We start from the raw sequence: 17978 nt of genomic DNA on the forward strand, positions 1-17978 counted from the left end.
GTCCGAGGCCGCCTGGGAATAGCCGGTCGGGCGCCGGCGTGTCATAACGATATTGGACATGGGAACCTCCATAGAAAAAGCCCCGCCGGCTGGAACCTTGGTGCTGTCATTGATGTCGTCCGTTCGCATCTCGCGATGCTGTCGCAACCATGCCCGGCTTGCCCTGCCTTGTCAACAAAAATTACGATAAATAATAATTAAATTGATATTTCGTAATTACTAAACGGTATCATGATGCCCAGCCCACCCACACATTCGTTAGGGATAAAATTCAATCTTTTCAACGAAACACCGGTGCGAATGTGTGCCGGGTCTACGCATTCGCTGCATCGCAACATCCAATCGGAACTCCGCCTGTCGAGCCGCTATTTGACAGGCATGAAATTTTGGGTTGGATTGCCATGAAGCAACACCGGGGTGCGCCATGACCGAATCTCTGTCGACAATGCCGACTGTGCGCCGCGACTATATCGCTATCGGCGCCGGCTTGGCGGCTCTATGCCTGCACGCGCTCTTTGCCGGCCGCTACGATGTCTTCCGCGATGAACTCTATTTCATTGTGTGCGGCCGCCATCCGGCTTTCGGCTATGCCGATCAGCCGCCCATCGCGCCATTGCTGGCGGCCGGGTTTTATAGCCTCGGCCACAGCGTCTGGCTGCTGCGTCTGCCGGTCACCCTGGCGGCCGGCGCCCTGGCCTGGCTAAGCGTCCGTTTTGCCCGTTTGCTGGGCGGAGACGGCTTCGCGGCGGCAGGCGCCGGGATCGCGGTCGTCATCGCGCCGATGTTGATGGGCATGATGGCGACGCTGAACACGACGGCGTTCGATCCGCTGGCCTGGACCCTGATCGCCTATCTGCTGGTCCGCGCCGTCAAGGATCAGGATCGCACCGCCCTGCTGTGGTGCGGCGTGGTCGCCGGCATCGATTTCGAGATCAAATATGCCTTGGTCTTCTGGTTCGCCAGCCTCGTAATCGGGTTGCTCGCGACGCCGGAACGCAGGGTGTTCAAGGAAAAGTTTCTGTGGTTGGGAATCGGACTGGCAGCGGTCATCGGTCTGCCATCGCTGATCTGGCAAGGCCTGCACGGCCTGCCTTTCCGCGACCTGGCCGCCGCGGCGCGCGACAAGAATGCCGACACGCCACCGCTCAGCTTCGTGCTGAACCAGGTTCTGGTGATGAACCCGCTGCTGGCGCCCCTGTGGATCTCCGGTATAGTCGCGCCGTTTACCGTGGCGCAACTCAAGCCCGTGCGCTTCCTGTCGATCGCCTTTTTGGCCAGTCTCGCGCTGGTCCTGCTGACCCACGGCAAGGACTACTATATTGCGGCAACCTACCCGGCGATGTTCATCGTCGGCGCCGTCGCGATGGCGCATTGGGTAAAGGGCACCAAGGGCCGGGTGGCGCTGGCTGGCTGGGGCGCCCTCGCCGCCGCGTTTACCGTCCTGATATCACCTATGGCCCTGCCCGTCTTGTCGGTCGAAGGGCTGAAGACCTATATGGAGAATTTTCCGTTGAAGCCGCAACAGCAGGAAAAGAGCTTTCAGGGCACGCTGCTGCCGCAGCTGTTCGCCGATCAGGTGGGCTGGCATGATTTCACCGATCAGGTCGGCGCGGCGTGGGCGAAGATACCGGCCGGTGAACGCGCCCGCACGGGGATCAAGCTCGACAATTATGGCGAGGCCGGCGCTCTCGATGTGTATGGCAAGAGCTATGGTTTGCCACCGGCATTAAGCGGGCATAACCAGTACTACCTGTGGGGACTGCGCGGCCAGCATCCGGTCAATCTGTTGGTGGTGCAAGATCATCCGGAACGGTTGACACCCTATTGTCAGGAAGCGATTATTCTGGGAACGACGAATTCGCCCAATGCCATGGCCTACGAGAACGGCAAGACGATCGCCTATTGCCGTGGACTGAAGGTCGATCTGGCTAAGATATGGCCGGAGCTGAAGAATTTCAGTTGAACTCAGGTCGCACCACCATTGGGTGCGGGTTCTTCAGTGGAAATGGCGTCAAGCGTGCGCCCCGGTAGTTCGGGTGAACCGTCGGCGTGATCGATGGTGATATTGACCAGGCCAGGATCGTAGGGGCCGAACGGCGTGGCAAAGGCGATTTCGGCGGCGTCTCGACCGACGCCGATGCGCACCAGGCCGTCGAGATTGGCCTGGCGCGTCGCGTCGAACAGCCACCAGCGGCCGCCCATATAGGCTTCGAAGACGGCGTGGAAATCGCAGGGTTGCAAGCCGTAGGCATAACAGCTGACGAAGCGCGCCGGAATGTTAAGCGCGCGGCAGAACGCGATGCCCAGGTGGGCGAAGTCGCGGCAGACACCGGCGCGCAGGATCAGGCTTTCTGTGGCGGTCGTCTGCTCGTTCGAGGCGCCGCGGCGATAGTCGATATGGTCGTAAATCCAGTTGCAGATGGCGGTAACGCGATTGTAGCCGGTCACCAGATGGCCGAATTCGCGAATTGCAAAGGCGGCCAGGCGGTCGGACGGGACGAAACGTGACGGCAGCAGGAACGGCATGATGTCGAGCGGCAGGTCGGCCAGGGGCGTCTCGGCAATCGTCGTCGGATCGGCCCGAAATTCCGTCAGGGTGACTTCGGCTTCATAGAGAACGCGCAAGGAGCCAGCGGGCGCATCGACCCCGATATAGCGGTTGTTGAGGTCGGGAACCGTGTGGATTTTGCGCGGCAGATCGGGCGTTATCGTCAGGCGCTCGACGAGGTCGTGGTGGCGGACCAGCCTGGCGACTTCGATATTGAAGATAAAGACGGTCGGCGCCTTGACCTCATAGGTCAGTTCGCAGCCGAGTTTGTAACGGATCGTCATGATGTGCCCCCGGCATAAAAATGCCGCGGCGGTCGGACCGGCGCGGCATCTTCACAAAGATAAAAATTTACGAGTAGCGGCGCGAACCGCGCATCAAGGCACCCAGGACCAAGCCTGCTGTCAGGAGCGCTACGGCGGCTGGCAACGGATTGGAACGGACATGACCTTCCAGGCTGTCGGTGGCCTTCTTCAGTTCGGAGCGTGCCTTGTCGGCAAAGTCGTTGATCTTCTTGCCGGCGTCATCGGCATAGTCCGAAGCCTTGGCGCGGAACTCTTTCGCGGCGCGCTCCGCGTCCTTGGCGGTGTCGTGTAGACCGGCCTTCAGGTCGCGTTGGGTTTGGTCGGCATCGCGGTCGATGGCGTCGAAATCGGTGTCGTAGCTGGACATGGCTTTTGGCTTTCGCATAAGGGCCCGCGGCGGCAGGCGGTTGATGACCCTTGTTTAGCGTGTGCGATGCGGTGAAAGCGATGACGACCGGGGCTGGGTTAAATAAGGCGGAGGTAAATCCACCTAATGTGTCGCCAGGAAGTCCATCAGGGCGCTCATGTCGACCGGCTTGGTCAGGTGGAAATCGAAACCGGCTTCGCACGTGCGGCGGCGTGTTTCGGGATCGCCCCAGCCGGTCTGGGCCACGACCTGGGTGCCGCACAGCGCCGGATTGCTGCGTAATTTGCGGCAGACCTCGTAGCCGTCCATAACCGGCATGCCGAGATCGAGCAGGACAATTTCCGGCTGGAAGTCCTCGGCGACATTGACCGCCGAACGGCCGTCAAAACAGGTGCGAACTTCGTACCCCTGCAATTCCATCATCCAGGTGAGCGTCATGGCCGACGGTTCGTTATCGTCGACCACAAGCACGCGGCGGCAGGGTTTATCTTGATTTTCGGCGAACATTTTCGGCGTCCTTTTACTCGCATTCTGCGTCTGCATCCTGCTGAGTTTGATCCGCCGGGCTCAAGTGCAGTTGACCGAATCTTTGGCCTTTAGGGTTAAAGGGTAGTTAAGCGGAAATAAGGAAGAAGTATGGTTGTGCCGCTGATTACGTATCCCCGACATAACGAGGCGCACCGGTCAGTACCTCCCACAGTCCACCCACCGCCCTGCAAAAACCGCCGAAGGCTGTCACGATCAGGAAGACGGTTGCGCACAATTCCAGCGGCACCGGCACAGGATGTTCGGCGAAAGCCCTGATGCGGCCCAGCAACGCCTCGCCGCTATCGACGCGGACCGCGTCGGCAATCGGCGATGCCGTCCATACCCAGCCGACCAGGGCCATGACCGACATGCCAATGACGATGTCGATCAAGCCGCGCAAACGCACGCCACGAGGAAAGGCCAGGACCGAGGCGCCGAAAACGATCAGACCGGCGAAATAGGCAAGGACGGGCCAGTAGAGGGCGGATTTGAAGGCGGCATAATCGACATTGCCCAACCGGCCGGGATCGATGTTCAACGCCGAATAATCGACCGGGACCGGCGCCAGCCCGAAGCTGAGCAGGCCCATCCACCACATGATGAAGACGACGCCGACGACGACAGCGCCGACGCCCCTCCCGGCCGAGGATTGACGCATCATCCAGCCGCTGTAACCGCTGCGATAGGCCAGATCATAGGCTGCGGCTTCGCCCGAACCGGGCTCGGTACGCCAGCGTCGCGACGCGCCTTTGGACGATACCCACTCATGGACATCCGCCCAGTCCCAAACGGCGAAATCAAGAAAGCGCAGGTCGCGAACGCGCCATGTGTTGAAATAGTCGATGGTAATGCCCTTGCGCTCTATCAGCCACGCCGCGATCGTGGCAAAGCCGATCAGGGTCATGACGCCGGTAATGCCCGAACCGATGGCCTGGCCGAAGGCTTCAGGGATATTGCCGCCGCTGATGGCGCGGACGATAAAAACGATGGACGAGACGCAGACCTCCAGGATGATGGCAAAGCGCACCGCGAAGATCCAAAATGGATACAGAGCCGGACCGACACTATATTGCGGGCCGTCGCGGTATCGCGCCGCCACGACAATCGGGTGCCCGAAATCGCGCAGTAGCTGCTCGGTTTCGCTGTCGCTCAGTTTACGCCCGAGTTCAGCCTCCTTGGCCTCAATGCGCGTCAGGATCTCGTCACGCAGTTCGGCGATGATGTCGTCGCGTTTGGCGCGCGGCAGAAGGCGCGATACCGCCCGTAAATAGTCTTCCAACATGTCCATTTTGAACCCCACTCTTCGTCAGTTTCCGATAATTTTTTCAAGGGAGGCGTTGATCGTCCGCCATTCCCGGCTGAGCCGTTGCAGCATGTCCTCACCGGCCGGCGACAGGACGTAAAAGCGCTTCTTGCGTTTGTCTTCCTCGCGCCATTCACTGATCAGCAGCCCCTTGGTCTCGAGGCGCCGCAACAACGGATAAAGCGTGCTTTCCTCCATCTCGAGGCCGTCGTCGGCCAGGGCCTGGCGCAGAGTATAGCCGTAGCGCTCGACACGCAGACGGGCCAGAACCGCCAAGCCCAGCGAGCCGCGGCGAAGTTCCGCGCGCAAGCTTTCATAAAGGTCGACCTCTTCGTCCATGGGGCTCCGGCTCGTACTGGTTCGCGTACACTGTATGGCATATACTGTGCGATATACAGTGTATAGCGAACAGTGTCGGAAGTGTCAAGAGCGGAGCTATGGGGCCTCAGATGATGGGCAAAATTCCATTCGGAGTGCGGGTTTTGGCGTGAATAGGGCAACTGCTACTCCGAATCGCTCCGAACGCCGCCGCCCCTGCCATAAGACTCTGTTTTCAGTTGACAAAAGACGTGGATTGAAAGGAACTGTGGGTGTGGGAAGAGATCAAGCGATGTGGAAACTCGCCATCATTTATGGAGCGCTGCTGGCCGGTGGGACCTTGCTCCTGCAGGGGCTGGACTATATGCGCCTGGTGCGCGTCTATTCCGGCGATATCTATGTCTTCCTCGTCGCGGCCGGGTGCCTGGCTCTGGGCGTCTATGTCGGGGCGCGGATGATCGGCGGCGCGAAACCCGCCAAGTTCGACGGCAATCCCAAGGCGCAGGCCGCACTCGGCATCAGCGCGCGTGAGCTGACCGTGTTGCAGGAACTGGCGGCCGGGCACGCCAACAAGGAGATCGCGGCGCGGCTCCATATCTCGCCCGACACGGTCAAGACGCACGTGGCGCGTTTGTACGACAAGCTCGAGGCCAGGCGCCGGACGGACGCCGTCAACAAGGCGCGCGAACTGGGTCTGCTGCCGTAAGCCCCTCACCGTTCGTCACAATCACCCTTTCGGGCGATTGCCTGCGGCAGTGAAACACAGACGGATGCGGGCGTAACTCAAACCAGGGAGACCCACCATGTTACGCAAGATCCTGATATACGGCATTATCGCCGGGCTTATCGTCGGCATTCCAATGTCCGTCTCGACAGTCGCTTTCAACCATCACCTGCCGATGGTCTACAGCATGGCCGTCGGCTATCTCACCATGCTGATCGGCCTGAGCGCCGTCTTCGTCGCCATCAAAACGCACCGCGACCGAGACCTCGGTGGCGTTATCCGCTTTTGGCCGGCTCTTGGGCTAGGGCTGGGCGTCAGCCTTGTCGCCGGTGTCATCTATGCCTTTGCCTGGGAATTGACCCTGCACCTGACCCATATGCAGTTCGCGGAAAGCTATGCCGACAGTTACCTCGCCCAGCAGCGCGCCCAGGGCGTCAGCGGCGAAGCACTGGCCAAGGTCACCGCCGAAATGAACAAGTTCAAGAGCGATTATGCCAACCCGTTTTATCGCTTGTTCACGGCCTTCCTCGAACCCCTGCCCGTTAGTGTCTTAGTGTCACTGGTCTCGGCAGCCTTACTGCGCAACAGCCGCTTCCTACCGGCAAGGTTAAAAGCTTAGGTGTCACCTGAACGGATGTTACTTGAATGTGACCGCGCGGCGTCGAGGGTTTTTATTTCGCACTTGCGGAATAAGTGTCCGTTGAGTTACCTCTAAGGATCATGAATGTCCTTATCATCGATCCCGACGACGCGCGCGCCGCCTTGGTGGCCGAAGGCATACGCGCCGATCACGGCGATCAGGAGACGGTCATTCGCCAGGGTGCGCGATTCGAACTGCGCATGCTGCGCGACTTCGACCCGGACATGGTCATCATCGCCTGCGAAAGCCCGGACCGTGACATGCTGGAGGCGCTTCAGGTCGCCAACGAGCAGGTGCCACGGCCGGTCGTCATGTTTGTCGACCGCTCCGACGACAATGCGACCGCCAAGGCGCTGGAGGCCGGTGTCGCCGCCTATATCGTTGATGGCTATAACCCAAAACGCATGTCGTCGATCCTGAACGTGGCGGCCCAGCGATTCGCCCTGACGCAAAACCTGCGCAAGGATCTTGACAAGGCCAAAGCCGACCTGGCGGCACGCAAGACCATCGACCGCGCCAAGGGGGTGTTGATGGCGTCGCGTAATCTTTCCGAAGAAGACGCCTACAAGGCGCTACGCAAACATGCCATGGATACGGGACGACCTATCCACGCCGTGGCCGCCGATATTTTGGCCGTCTCCGGCCTGCTGAAGCCGGGAGGCGACCAATGACCGATATAAAAATCGCCTACAGCCCGTTGAACGACGCGGCCTTGATCCTTGTTGCCGAGGCGCTTGGTTTCTACGACAGCGAAGGGCTGACCGTGACGCTCAGCCGCGAGGCCAACTGGTCGAACATCCGCGACAAGCTGGCCTATGGCCTGATCGACGCCGCCCATATCCTGGCGCCCATGCCGTTCGCCGCCGCCCTGGGCTTAGGGCCGTCCATGGGCCGCATCATCGCCCCCATGGCCTTAGGCGCCAACGGCAATGCCGTGCTGGTCTCGGCCGCTCTGAAAGCCCGCCTCGAAGAGGGCGGCGAACCAGCCAGGACCCTTATGGGCAGCGCGCGCCTGCTGTCGCGCGAAGTCGAACGCCGCCGCCGAGAAGGTCTGGGGCGGCTGGTCTTCGCCGTGCCCTTTACCTGGTCGCCGCACCATTTCGTCCTCCGTCATTGGGTAGCCGCCGCCGGACTGGATCCGGAACGTCAGATCCAGTGGGTGGTGCTGCCGCCGTCGCGTATGGCCGCCATGCTGAAGGACGGAGTCATCGACGGCTTCTCCTCGGGCTCGCCGTGGCCGCAGACAGCGCAGCTGAACGGTCAGGGGGAAATCCTGTTTGCCGATCCCGACTATTGGAGCCTGAAGCCGGAAAAGATTCTGGGCGTGCGGGCCGCCTGGGCGGAGGCCAATCCGGAAGCCACGGTCGGCTTAACCCGGGCACTGCTGCGAGCCGGTTTGTGGGCGTGCGACCCGGCCAACGCCGAGGATCTGATCCGCATCCTGTCGCGGCGCTCCTATGTCAACGCGCCGTGGCGGGCGATCGAAATGGCGCTGGCGCCGGGCGGTGCCAGTCTGGGCAGCTCGGGCCTGGTCCTCGATCCACAAACGGCCACCTTCCCGTGGCTCAGCCATGCCAAGTGGTTCATGGGCCAGATGGTGCGTTGGGGCATGTTGACGGCAGAACACGACTTCGACCAATTGGCGCGTCACGTTTACCGCCCCGACCTGTGGCGCGAAGCCGCCGGCGGTCTGGGACTGAATTGTCCGATCGCTGACGAAAAGACCGAGGGTGGCCAGCCCGAACCCTGGACCCTGCCTGCCAAGCCGCACGATATCCTGATGCCCCCCAGCCGGTTGTTCGATGGCGGTGTCTTCCGTTGCGCGTAATCACGGAAATGTGATTTCAACGGAAACCAAATTGCGCCTTCTGAAATTCGCGTGCGTCGCAATACCAAATGCCCCTCAAAGGCGGATTTTCGTTGTAAAATTGGCGCAACAGCCGTTTCGCAACGCAACATAACCCCCATTTCGATCAACGGCCGTTGACGAAACCCCGGTCCTGGATAAGTCTCGACTTGCCGCCAATGATGGAGGCTTACCACAGGTCGTTCCGCCAAAGATGGCGCCGGATGGCCATACATAGACAATGACGTCTCAAGACACACCGCCCCGGTTTCCGGCGGGCTGTCCTGAGGCGTTTTTTTTTGCTTTTTACACATGGGGATATGACGTGAGCAGCACCTACGGAAAACACACAACCTGGTTGGGCGGCGCCTTGTGCGCGGCGCTGGGCCTGGGATTAAGCGCCGCGAGCGTCCACGCTGAAGACACGATTGCCGACGCCCTCGGCGCTTCCAAGCCAATCCTGGAATCGAGCCTGCGCGCCGAAGGGGTCGATCAGTTCGGCATCGCCAACAAGGCCGACGCCCTTACCTGGCGCAACCGCCTGGGCTTCCAGTCGGGCGACTTCATGGGCTTCAAGCTGCTGGTCGAAGTCGACAATACCAGCGTACTGACCGCTAACTACTATTCGACCCTGAACGGCAAGACGACCTATCCAACCGTGCTGGACCCAGCGGTCACGGAAATCAATCGCGCGCAGATCGCCTGGACGCCGAACGAGAGCACCACCCTCACCCTCGGTCGCCAACGCGTCATCTTGGATGACGCCCGCTTCGTCGGCAATGCCGGCTGGCGCCAGGATGAGCAAACCCTGGATGGTCTGCGCCTCGACACGACTTTGTGGCGCGTCAAACTGACTACGGCCTATATCAGCCGCGTCAACCGTGTCGTCGGCGACGCCAAGGACTGGAATTCCAACAGCTATTTGCTGAATGCCGGTTACAGCGTCAACGAGGCGCTGAAATTCACCGCCTTCGACTATATGCTGAAGTTCAGCACAGCCGCTACGGCGCCGACCCCCGTCGATATCACCAATGCCAAGGCCTCGTCGGTATCGATCGTCGGTCTGCGCGCCTACGGCAGCGACTGGGTGTCGAGCTTCAAGCTGGGCTACGTCCTGCAAACAGCACAGGAAAAGAATGCCGGCCTCAACCCCAACTCATTCACGCTGAATGAATATATGGCCGAGGTCAATGCGACCTACGACATCTATACGGCCAAGGTGAACTATGAATCCTTGGGCGGCAACGGCACGGTCGGTTTCGTGACCCCGATCGGCACGACGCACGCCTTCCAGGGCTGGGCCGACGTCTTCGCCGCCAGTGGCGGTAACAAGACCCTGGTCAATGGCATCGACGACATGAGCTACGGCCTGACCATCGCCGGTCATACCAAGCCGTGGGCGCCGTGGATCATGAACCCGACCGTCACTGTCATCTATCACGACCTGTCGGCGGCCCGTCTGAACCAGGACGTCGGCAAGGAATGGGACGCCATGGTCACCGCCGGCATCACCAAAAACCTGTCGCTGACGCTGAAATATGCCGACTTCGAGCGCGCTAATCCCACCATGCCAGCGTCGCGCACCAAGACCTGGATCATGTTCCAGTACAAGCTTTAATCATAAAAAATTCAAGGATTTAGACCATGTCCGACACGATTTCCACCAAGGGCTTTTCTCGCCGCCAGGCGTTAATCGGGGCCGCAGCGACCCTCGCCGCCGCCCGCGCCGTCCTGCCCGCCGGCGCCCATGCCGCCGGGCGCGGCCCGGAAGTTTCCGCCGCCAAGCTGGGCTTCATCGCCCTGACCGACGCCTCGCCTTTGATCATTGCCAAGGAACGCGGCCTGTTCGCCAAATACGGCATGCCCGATGTCGAGGTGCTGAAACAAGCCTCCTGGGGCGCCACCCGTGACAACCTCGTGCTCGGCTCGGCGCGCGGCGGTATCGACGGCGGCCACATGCTGTCGCCCCTGCCCTATCTGATCGCGACCGGCCAGGCAGCCACCGCCACGCCGATGTACATCCTGGCCCGCCTCAATACGAACGGCCAGGCGATCAGCGTCGGCAACGATCTCAAGGCCGTCAAGGTCGGGCTCGACGCCACTCCGCTGAAGGCCAAGTTCGCCCAGATGAAGGCCGCCAACAACATGGCCAAGGTCGCCATGACCTTCCGCGGCGGCACCCACGACCTGTGGCTGCGCTACTGGCTGGCCGCCGCCGGCATCAATCCCGATACCGATTGCTCGACCATCGTCATCCCGCCGCCGCAGATGGTCGCCAATATGAAGGCCGGCACCCAGGACGCCTTCTGCGTCGGTGAGCCGTGGAACGGCCAGACCGTCGATCAAAAGGTCGGCTTCACCGCCACCACGACGTCGGAAATCTGGATGAACCACCCGGAAAAGGCGTTGGGTATGCGCGCCGACTGGGTCGACAAGCATCCGAATGCAGCCAAGGCCCTGATCGCCGCCACCATGGAAGCGCAAATGTGGTGCGAAAAGAACCGCGCCGCCATGTGCGCCATCTCCGCCGGCCGGCAATACATCAATGTGCCGATCAACGATATCGTACCGCGTCTGCAAGGCACGATCGATTACGGCGACGGCCGCAAGGTGACCAACAGCCCGCACATCATGAAGTTCTGGTCCGACTTCGCCGCCTTCCCGTTCAAGTCGCACGACGCCTGGTTCATCACCGAAAACAAGCGTTGGGGCAATTTCAGCGCCTCGCTCAACACCAAGGCCTTAGTCGACAAGGTCAATCGCGCCGACATGTGGCGTGAAGTCGCCAAGCAGTACGGCATCCCGACCCCGGCCACGGATTCGCGCGGACCTGAGAAGTTCTTCGACGGCAAGGTCTTCGACCCGGCCAATCCCGACGCCTACCTGAACAGCCTGGCGATCAAGAAGCTGGGTTGATGCGACACCTGCGGGAGCGCGACCGGTCGCGCTCCCGCCCACTTTCCAAGCCTGCGCTTTCCAACAAGGCCCAAACAAGGACACCGCCATGGCCTTCGACGTCTTCAAGAAATTTTCCACCGTGCCACAGGATGAAACCATGCCGACCACGGCGCCCGACATCGACCGCAGCGCCCTGCTGAAGGCCGCGCAAAAACGCCAGATCGAAGCGGCGCGCGCCAAGAAGGTCGCTGGCGCGGCCTCCGTCTTCAGCATGCCGGCCCTAACCCTGGCGGTCTGTCTTGTAGCCTGGGAAATCATCGCCCGCCTCTGCCCCGGCGGCCTGCCGGCGCCGTCTCAGGTGTGGACGGACTCGCACGATCTGATCACCGATCCGCTCTTCGATCATGGCGGCACGGACAAGGGCCTGGCCTGGCACGTCCTGACTTCCCTCAGCCGCGTCGGTATCGGCTTCGGCGCCGCCGCGGTCGTCGGCGTTTTGCTGGGTGCCTTTATCGGAACCGTCGGCTGGGCGCGCAAGGGACTGGATCCGATCTTCCAGGTGTTGCGCACCGTGCCGCCCCTGGCCTGGCTGCCGATTTCGCTGGCTATGCTGCGCGAAGCCCAGCCGTCGGCCCTGTTCGTTATCTTCATCACCGCCATCTGGCCGGTGGTCATCAATACCGCCGTCGGGGTACGCAATATTCCGCAGGACTATATCAATGTGTCGCGCGTCCTGCGCCTGCACCCGGTCGAATACTTCTTCAAGATCATGCTGCCGGCCGCCACGCCGCACATCTTTACCGGCCTGCGCATCGGTGTCGGCATGAGCTGGCTGGCCATCGTCGCCTCGGAAATGCTGCTGGGTGGCGTCGGCATCGGCTTCTTTATCTGGGACGCCTATAATTCCTCGCACATGTCCGACATCATCGTCGCCCTCGTCTATGTCGGCATGGTCGGTTACATCCTCGACCGTCTGGTGGCAGGGGTTGGTAACTGGGTGTCGCGGGGCACAACGGCGGGGTGATGTTTTAAGAAGGCGTATGCTCGTCTTCAATAAGCCCCCGTCAGATTTCTTATTCAGTATTCGGAGTCCAACCATGACCAAGCCCATCCTCTCTCTGGAAAACGTCTATGTCGATTTCGAACGCGACGGCGTCATTTCCAGCGTCCTCGACAATGTCACCCTGAAAGTGATGCCCGGCGAATATGTCTCGGTCATCGGACATTCCGGTTGCGGCAAGTCGACCCTGCTCAACGTCGTCGCCGGCCTGGTGCCGGTGACCTTGGGCGCCGCTATCCTGGAAAACAGGGAAATCACCGGCCCTGGTCCCGATCGCGCCGTCGTGTTCCAGAATCACTCCCTGCTGCCGTGGATGACGGTCTACGAAAATGTCCGGCTGGCGGTCGACAAGATCTATGGCCGCAACGAGAACATGACGCAGCTCAATGCCCGCGCCATGAAGGTCCTCGACCTGGTCAAGATGACCCACGCCAAGGACAAGCGGCCGGGCGAAATCTCCGGCGGCATGAAGCAGCGCGTCGGTATCGCCCGGGCGCTGGCCATGGAGCCCAAGGTCCTGCTGCTCGACGAGCCCTTCGGTGCACTCGACGCCCTGACGCGCGGTCATTTGCAGGACACGGTCATGGCCCTGCACAGCCGGATCAAGGCGACGGTGATCATGATCACCCACGATGTCGACGAAGCCGTTTTGCTGGCGGATCGCGTGGTGATGATGAGTAACGGCCCGAAGGCCAATATAGGCAAGATCATCGACGTCAAAATGGCGCGCCCACGCAGCCGTATCACCGCCCACCAGGAACCGGAGTTCCTGCGGTGCCGCCAGGAGATCGTCGGCTTCCTTCAGGCGCACGATTCGGTCGCCCAGCCAGAACCGGAGCCTGCCTGATAGATACAAACGTAACCGGATAGCCACTTTCAAATGAAACCTGCTTTCGGCGCTGAAATGGCGCCGGAGCGGCGTTTTTGTGATAAATATGCTGCACCGCGAGACAGGCTGAGCCATGGCAGCCCAGGCTTCGCGCCCCTGCCATTGACGAAACCGCCCGCGCAGATGATAGTCGGCATCAGCGCGGTCAACGGCGATCGCCCGGCTTCTGCCTGTTGGCGCCAAGGATGGCGGCGGCGGCACTTTCACCAGACAATGACGTCTCAAGACAGGCAGTTCCGGTTTCCGGATGCCCGCGCTTGAGGCGTTTTTTTTTGCTTTTTGCAAGACAAACGCGGAATTGGGTAAACGATGATCACCAAGGATTTCCTCAAGGCCGGGCATGCGCCGACGCTGCTGTCCGCCTTCCTTTATTTCGACATGAGCTTCATGGTTTGGGTGCTGCTCGGCGCCCTGGGCGTTCAAATCGCCGCCTCGCTGGGTCTGACGCCCGCTGAAAAAGGCTTCATGGTTGCCGTGCCGATCCTGGCCGGCGCCGTGCTGCGCATGGTCAATGGCGTCCTCGTCGACCGCATCGGGCCGAAAAAGACCGGCGCCATCAGCCAGGTAATCGTCATCGCTGGCCTGCTGCTGGCTTGGCTGTTCCATATCAATTCCTACGGCAGCGTGCTGGCCCTCGGCGTTGTCCTAGGCGTTGCCGGCGCGTCGTTCGCCGTCGCCCTGCCGCTCGCCTCGCGCTGGTATCCGCCGCAATATCAAGGGATTGCGCTGGGCATTGCCGGCGCCGGCAATTCCGGAACGGTCCTGGCTTCGTTGTTCGCGCCGTCCCTGGCCAAGGCGTTCGGTTGGACATCCGTGTTCGGCCTGGTCGCCATCCCGCTCCTCATCACCTTCGCCATCTTCATGCTGCTGGCCAAGGACGCTCCGGATCAACCGCCCGCCAAGACGTTCAGCCAATACCTGACGATCTTCAAGGAAACCGATGCCTGGTGGTTCATGTTCTTCTATGGCGTCAGCTTCGGCGGCTTCGTCGGCCTGAGCTCGTCGCTCAACATCTATTTCAACGGTGAATTCGGCCTGCCGCCGGTCACCGCCGGCTTCTTTACCGCGGCTTGCGTCTTCGCCGGCTCGATGGTGCGTCCGATCGGCGGCGGCATCGCCGACCGCATCGGCGGCATCCGTACGCTTAGCATAATGTACAGCGTCGCCGCCGCGGCCCTGGTGATCCTTAGTTTCAAGATCCCCAGCCTCTATGGCACACTGGCGGTTCTCATCGTCGGCATGGGCGCACTCGGCATGGCCAATGGCGCTATCTTCCAACTGGCCCCCCAGCGTTTCCGTAACCAGATCGGCATCATGACCGGCCTGGTCGGTATGTGCGGCGGCCTCGGCGGTTTCTATCTCGCCGCCAGCCTCGGCCTGTCGAAGCAGATCACCGGCAGCTATCAGATAGGCCTGCTGGGCTTTGCCGCCCTCGCCCTGGTCGCCCTGTTAGGTGTTACCTTCGTCAAGAAGCGCTGGCGCACGACCTGGCACGCTTTCGGCGCAACGGGAGTGAAGATTTAAACCACGCTATTGCAGCGCAAAATCTTCACTCCGCCGTTGACAAATACTGAATTTGTAATAGCCTTCAAGATCTGATCACTGTCGATCAACCACATTCGCATCTGTAAGACCAATGGCGGTTTTGCGATGCACCATCAGGACAATGGAGTCCCGAACCGGCCGCTCAAGCAATTGAGTGGCGCGGTTCGGGGCTCTTTTTTTTGCTTTAGGGTTCAACATGACCGTTCACAAAGAGCGCATAGTGGTTATCGGAGCCGGCATGGCCGGCGGCCGTATCGTCGAGGAAATTCTCAAGCGCGACGACAGCCGGTTCGAGATTTCGATCATCGGCGCCGAAGCCTGCGCCACCTATGACCGCATCCAGCTCTCGCCCGTCCTCGCCGGCGAGAAGACCTTTGACGACATCGTCACCCACTCCCAGGCCTGGTACGACGCCAATCGCGTCAAGACCCACTTCGGTTACTGGGTGCAGTCGATCGACACCGTTGCCAAACATGTCGTCCTGCACGACAGCCAGACCATTGCTTACGACAAGCTGATCCTGGCCATGGGCTCCGACCCGATCCGCCTGCCCCTGCCCGGCTCCGACCTGCACGGCGTCGTCGCCTTCCGCGACCTGCTGGATGTCGACCTGATGACCGCGGCGGCCAACCGCGGCGGTGAAGCGGTTGTCATCGGCGGCGGTTTGCTCGGCCTCGAAGCCGCCTACGGCCTGGCCAAGCGCGGCATGAAATCGACCGTTATCCATCTGGTCGACGTGCTGATGGAACGCCAGCTCGACGAAGCCGCCGGCCGCCTGCTCGAAAAGGCTCTGTTGGACCGCGGCGTCATCTCGGTCCTCAACGCCCAGTCCGAAGCCATTGTCGGTGAAACCCATGTCGAGGGCCTGAAGCTGAAGGATGGCCGCATCATTCCCGCCTCGCTGCTGGTCATGGCCGTCGGCATCCGCCCCCACGTCGAGCCGGCCAAGTCGTCCGGCCTGGTGGTCGAACGCGGCGTCGTCGTCGACGACCAGATGCGCACCTCCGATCCCGACATCTTCGCCATCGGCGAATGCGCCCAGCATCGCGGCCAATGCTACGGCCTGGTGGCGCCGATCTGGGACATGTGCCGCACCCTCGCCGACGTCCTGACGGAAAAGAATGTCGAGGCCGCCTATACCGGTTCGCAAATGGCGACCCGCCTGAAGGTTTCCGGCGTCGACCTGTTCTCCGCCGGCCAGTTCGGCGGCGGCGAAGGCTGCGAGGACATCGTCTTCCGCGATCCGGCGCGCGGCGTTTACAAACGCATCGTCATCAAGGACGACCAGCTGGTCGGCACGGTCCTGTTCGGTGAAGCCACCGACGGCGGCTGGTATTTCGACCTGATGAAGAAGGGCGACAGCGTCGCGGACGTTCGCGACACCCTGATCTTCGGCCAGGCCGTCACGCATGCCCTGGCCGGCCAGGACCCTTCTAGCGCCATTGCAGCATGGCCCGACGACACCGAAGTGTGCGGGTGCAATGGCGTTTCCAAGGGCCAGGTGGTTGAAGCGATTTGCGGTGGCGCCGACAGCCTCGACAAGGTGCGCGGCGGCTGCAAGGCCAGCGCCAGTTGCGGTTCGTGCACCGGCATCGTCGAAAGCCTGCTGAAATGCACGCTGGGCGACGCCTTCAAGGCGCAGACCGGTCCCAAGCCGATGTGCAAGTGCACGTCACACGGCCATCAGCGCGTCCGCGAAGCCATCATCGAGATGGAACTCAAGACCATTCCCGACGTCATGCAGGCCATGGCCTGGACGACGCCCGACGGCTGTTCGTCGTGCCGCCCGGCGCTCAACTATTACCTGCTGTGCGCCTGGCCGCGCGAATATCATGACGATCCGCGCTCGCGCTTCGTCAATGAACGCAACCACGCCAACATCCAAAAAGACGGCACCTATTCCGTCGTGCCGCGTATGTGGGGCGGGGTAACCTCTGCCAAGGAGCTGCGCGCCATTGCCGACGTCGTCGACAAGTTCGACGTGCCGATGGTCAAGGTCACGGGCGGTCAACGCCTCGACCTGTTCGGCATCAAGAAGCAGGACCTGCCGGCCGTCTGGGCCGACCTCAATGCTGCCGGCATGGTCTCCGGCCACGCCTATGCCAAGGCGCTGCGTACGGTGAAGACCTGCGTCGGTTCGGAATGGTGTCGCTTCGGCACCCAGGACTCGACGGGACTGGGCATCAAGCTGGAGCAGCACACCTGGGGCAGCTACATGCCGCACAAGTTCAAGATGGCCGTATCGGGTTGCCCGCGCAACTGCGCCGAAGCGACGATCAAGGACTTCGGCGTCGTCTGCGTCGACAGCGGCTATGAGCTGCATGTTGGCGGCAATGCCGGCATCCACCTGCGTGGCACCGATCTGCTGACCAAGGTGGCGACCGAGCAGGAAGCGATCGACTGGTCGATGGCCTTCGTCCAGCTCTATCGCGAAGACGCCTGGTATCTGGAACGCACGGCGCCGTGGATCGAACGTGTCGGTTTGCAGTTCGTCAAGGACGGCCTTGCCGAACCTGAAACGCGCGCCGCCCTGGTCGCCCGCTTCCTCGAATCCCAAGCCATCTATCAGGTCGATCCGTGGGCCGAACATGCGCCCATGTCCGCCCCCGCCAAGGTCTTTTCACCGCTCGCCGACCTTCGTGACGGCGTAATGCAACCGGAACCCGCCGAATGAACGCCAACGTCATCATAAACTGGACCGATGTCGGCGCCGCCATCGAAGTCGCTCCGCAAAGCGCCCGCCGCGTCGAGACGATCATGGGACCGATCGCGGTCTTTCGTACCGTCGCCGACGAATATTACGCCGTCTTCGACAAGTGCCCGCACAAGGGCGGCCCCCTGTCGGAAGGTATCGTCCACGGCCGCGCCATCGCCTGCCCGCTGCACAACTGGTCGATCTCGCTGGAAAGCGGTGAGGCCCTGGGGGCAGACGCCGGCAAGGGCTGCACGCCGACCGTGCCGCTGCAAATCCACGAAGGCCGCATTTTGTTGGGGTTGAATTTCTAAG

General features: G+C 61.5%; 17 protein-coding genes. 12 read left to right on the top strand and 5 right to left on the bottom strand.

The window, feature by feature from the left end:
• Positions 1–424 precede the first annotated feature (424 nt).
• Positions 425–1963, top strand: coding sequence for a glycosyltransferase family 39 protein (locus AC1DX3_RS22675; protein WP_476991629.1), 1539 nt, complete (start codon positions 425–427; stop codon positions 1961–1963).
• A 2-nt stretch (positions 1964–1965) separates the two neighbouring features.
• Here the strand turns inward: AC1DX3_RS22675 and AC1DX3_RS22680 are convergent, their stop codons facing one another.
• The 5 genes from AC1DX3_RS22680 to AC1DX3_RS22700 form a co-directional block, all read right to left on the bottom strand.
• Positions 1966–2832, bottom strand: coding sequence for a transglutaminase-like domain-containing protein (locus AC1DX3_RS22680; RefSeq protein WP_476991630.1), 867 nt, complete (start codon positions 2830–2832; stop codon positions 1966–1968).
• 67 nt (positions 2833–2899) lie between these two features.
• Entirely contained in the window at positions 2900–3220 is a 321-nt protein-coding gene (locus AC1DX3_RS22685) for an ElaB/YgaM/YqjD family protein (protein WP_476991631.1), read from the bottom strand.
• 123 nt (positions 3221–3343) lie between these two features.
• Positions 3344–3727 carry a response regulator gene (locus AC1DX3_RS22690; protein ID WP_476991632.1) on the bottom strand — a complete coding sequence of 128 codons (384 nt, stop codon included), beginning with the start codon at positions 3725–3727 and terminating at the stop codon, positions 3344–3346.
• 145 nt (positions 3728–3872) lie between these two features.
• Positions 3873–5036: an HAAS signaling domain-containing protein gene (locus AC1DX3_RS22695; RefSeq protein ID WP_476991633.1), complete on the bottom strand. Its 1164-nt coding sequence runs from the start codon at positions 5034–5036 to the stop codon at positions 3873–3875.
• Between the two features lie 18 nt (positions 5037–5054).
• A complete protein-coding gene (locus AC1DX3_RS22700; RefSeq protein WP_476991634.1) occupies positions 5055–5390 on the bottom strand; it encodes a PadR family transcriptional regulator in 336 nt (111 codons plus the stop codon).
• A 271-nt stretch (positions 5391–5661) separates the two neighbouring features.
• Between AC1DX3_RS22700 and AC1DX3_RS22705 the strand changes: the two genes are divergently transcribed.
• The 11 genes from AC1DX3_RS22705 to nirD all read left to right on the top strand — a co-directional run bounded on the left by AC1DX3_RS22705 (position 5662) and on the right by nirD (position 17977).
• Positions 5662–6075, top strand: coding sequence for a response regulator transcription factor (locus AC1DX3_RS22705; protein ID WP_476991635.1), 414 nt, complete (start codon positions 5662–5664; stop codon positions 6073–6075).
• 97 nt (positions 6076–6172) lie between these two features.
• Positions 6173–6712 (top strand): DUF4199 domain-containing protein, encoded by a 540-nt coding sequence (locus AC1DX3_RS22710; protein WP_476991636.1) that lies wholly within the window; start codon positions 6173–6175, stop codon positions 6710–6712.
• A 101-nt stretch (positions 6713–6813) separates the two neighbouring features.
• Positions 6814–7404, top strand: coding sequence for an ANTAR domain-containing response regulator (locus AC1DX3_RS22715; RefSeq protein ID WP_476991637.1), 591 nt, complete (start codon positions 6814–6816; stop codon positions 7402–7404).
• Positions 7401–8561 carry an ABC transporter substrate-binding protein gene (locus tag AC1DX3_RS22720; protein WP_476991638.1) on the top strand — a complete coding sequence of 387 codons (1161 nt, stop codon included), beginning with the start codon at positions 7401–7403 and terminating at the stop codon, positions 8559–8561. The genes AC1DX3_RS22715 and AC1DX3_RS22720 overlap by 4 nt, the downstream gene beginning before the upstream one ends.
• Positions 8562–8904: 343 nt before the next feature.
• Positions 8905–10197 (top strand): alginate export family protein, encoded by a 1293-nt coding sequence (locus tag AC1DX3_RS22725; protein ID WP_476991639.1) that lies wholly within the window; start codon positions 8905–8907, stop codon positions 10195–10197.
• A gap of 26 nt (positions 10198–10223) precedes the next feature.
• Positions 10224–11495, top strand: coding sequence for a CmpA/NrtA family ABC transporter substrate-binding protein (locus AC1DX3_RS22730; RefSeq protein WP_476991640.1), 1272 nt, complete (start codon positions 10224–10226; stop codon positions 11493–11495).
• A gap of 88 nt (positions 11496–11583) precedes the next feature.
• On the top strand, positions 11584–12501 hold the full coding sequence (gene ntrB / locus AC1DX3_RS22735) for a nitrate ABC transporter permease (RefSeq protein ID WP_476991641.1): 918 nt from the start codon (positions 11584–11586) through the stop codon (positions 12499–12501).
• Between the two features lie 73 nt (positions 12502–12574).
• Positions 12575–13384, top strand: coding sequence for an ABC transporter ATP-binding protein (locus tag AC1DX3_RS22740; RefSeq protein ID WP_476991642.1), 810 nt, complete (start codon positions 12575–12577; stop codon positions 13382–13384).
• Positions 13385–13735: 351 nt separating this feature from the next.
• A complete protein-coding gene (locus AC1DX3_RS22745) occupies positions 13736–14950 on the top strand; it encodes a nitrate/nitrite transporter (RefSeq protein ID WP_476991643.1) in 1215 nt (404 codons plus the stop codon).
• 217 nt (positions 14951–15167) lie between these two features.
• On the top strand, positions 15168–17645 hold the full coding sequence (nirB, locus tag AC1DX3_RS22750; RefSeq protein WP_476991644.1) for a nitrite reductase large subunit NirB: 2478 nt from the start codon (positions 15168–15170) through the stop codon (positions 17643–17645).
• Positions 17642–17977, top strand: coding sequence for a nitrite reductase small subunit NirD (gene nirD, locus AC1DX3_RS22755; RefSeq protein WP_476991645.1), 336 nt, complete (start codon positions 17642–17644; stop codon positions 17975–17977). The genes nirB and nirD overlap by 4 nt, the downstream gene beginning before the upstream one ends.
• Position 17978 lies beyond the last annotated feature (1 nt).

Source organism: Asticcacaulis sp. P2_B1 (genome assembly GCF_056404915.1).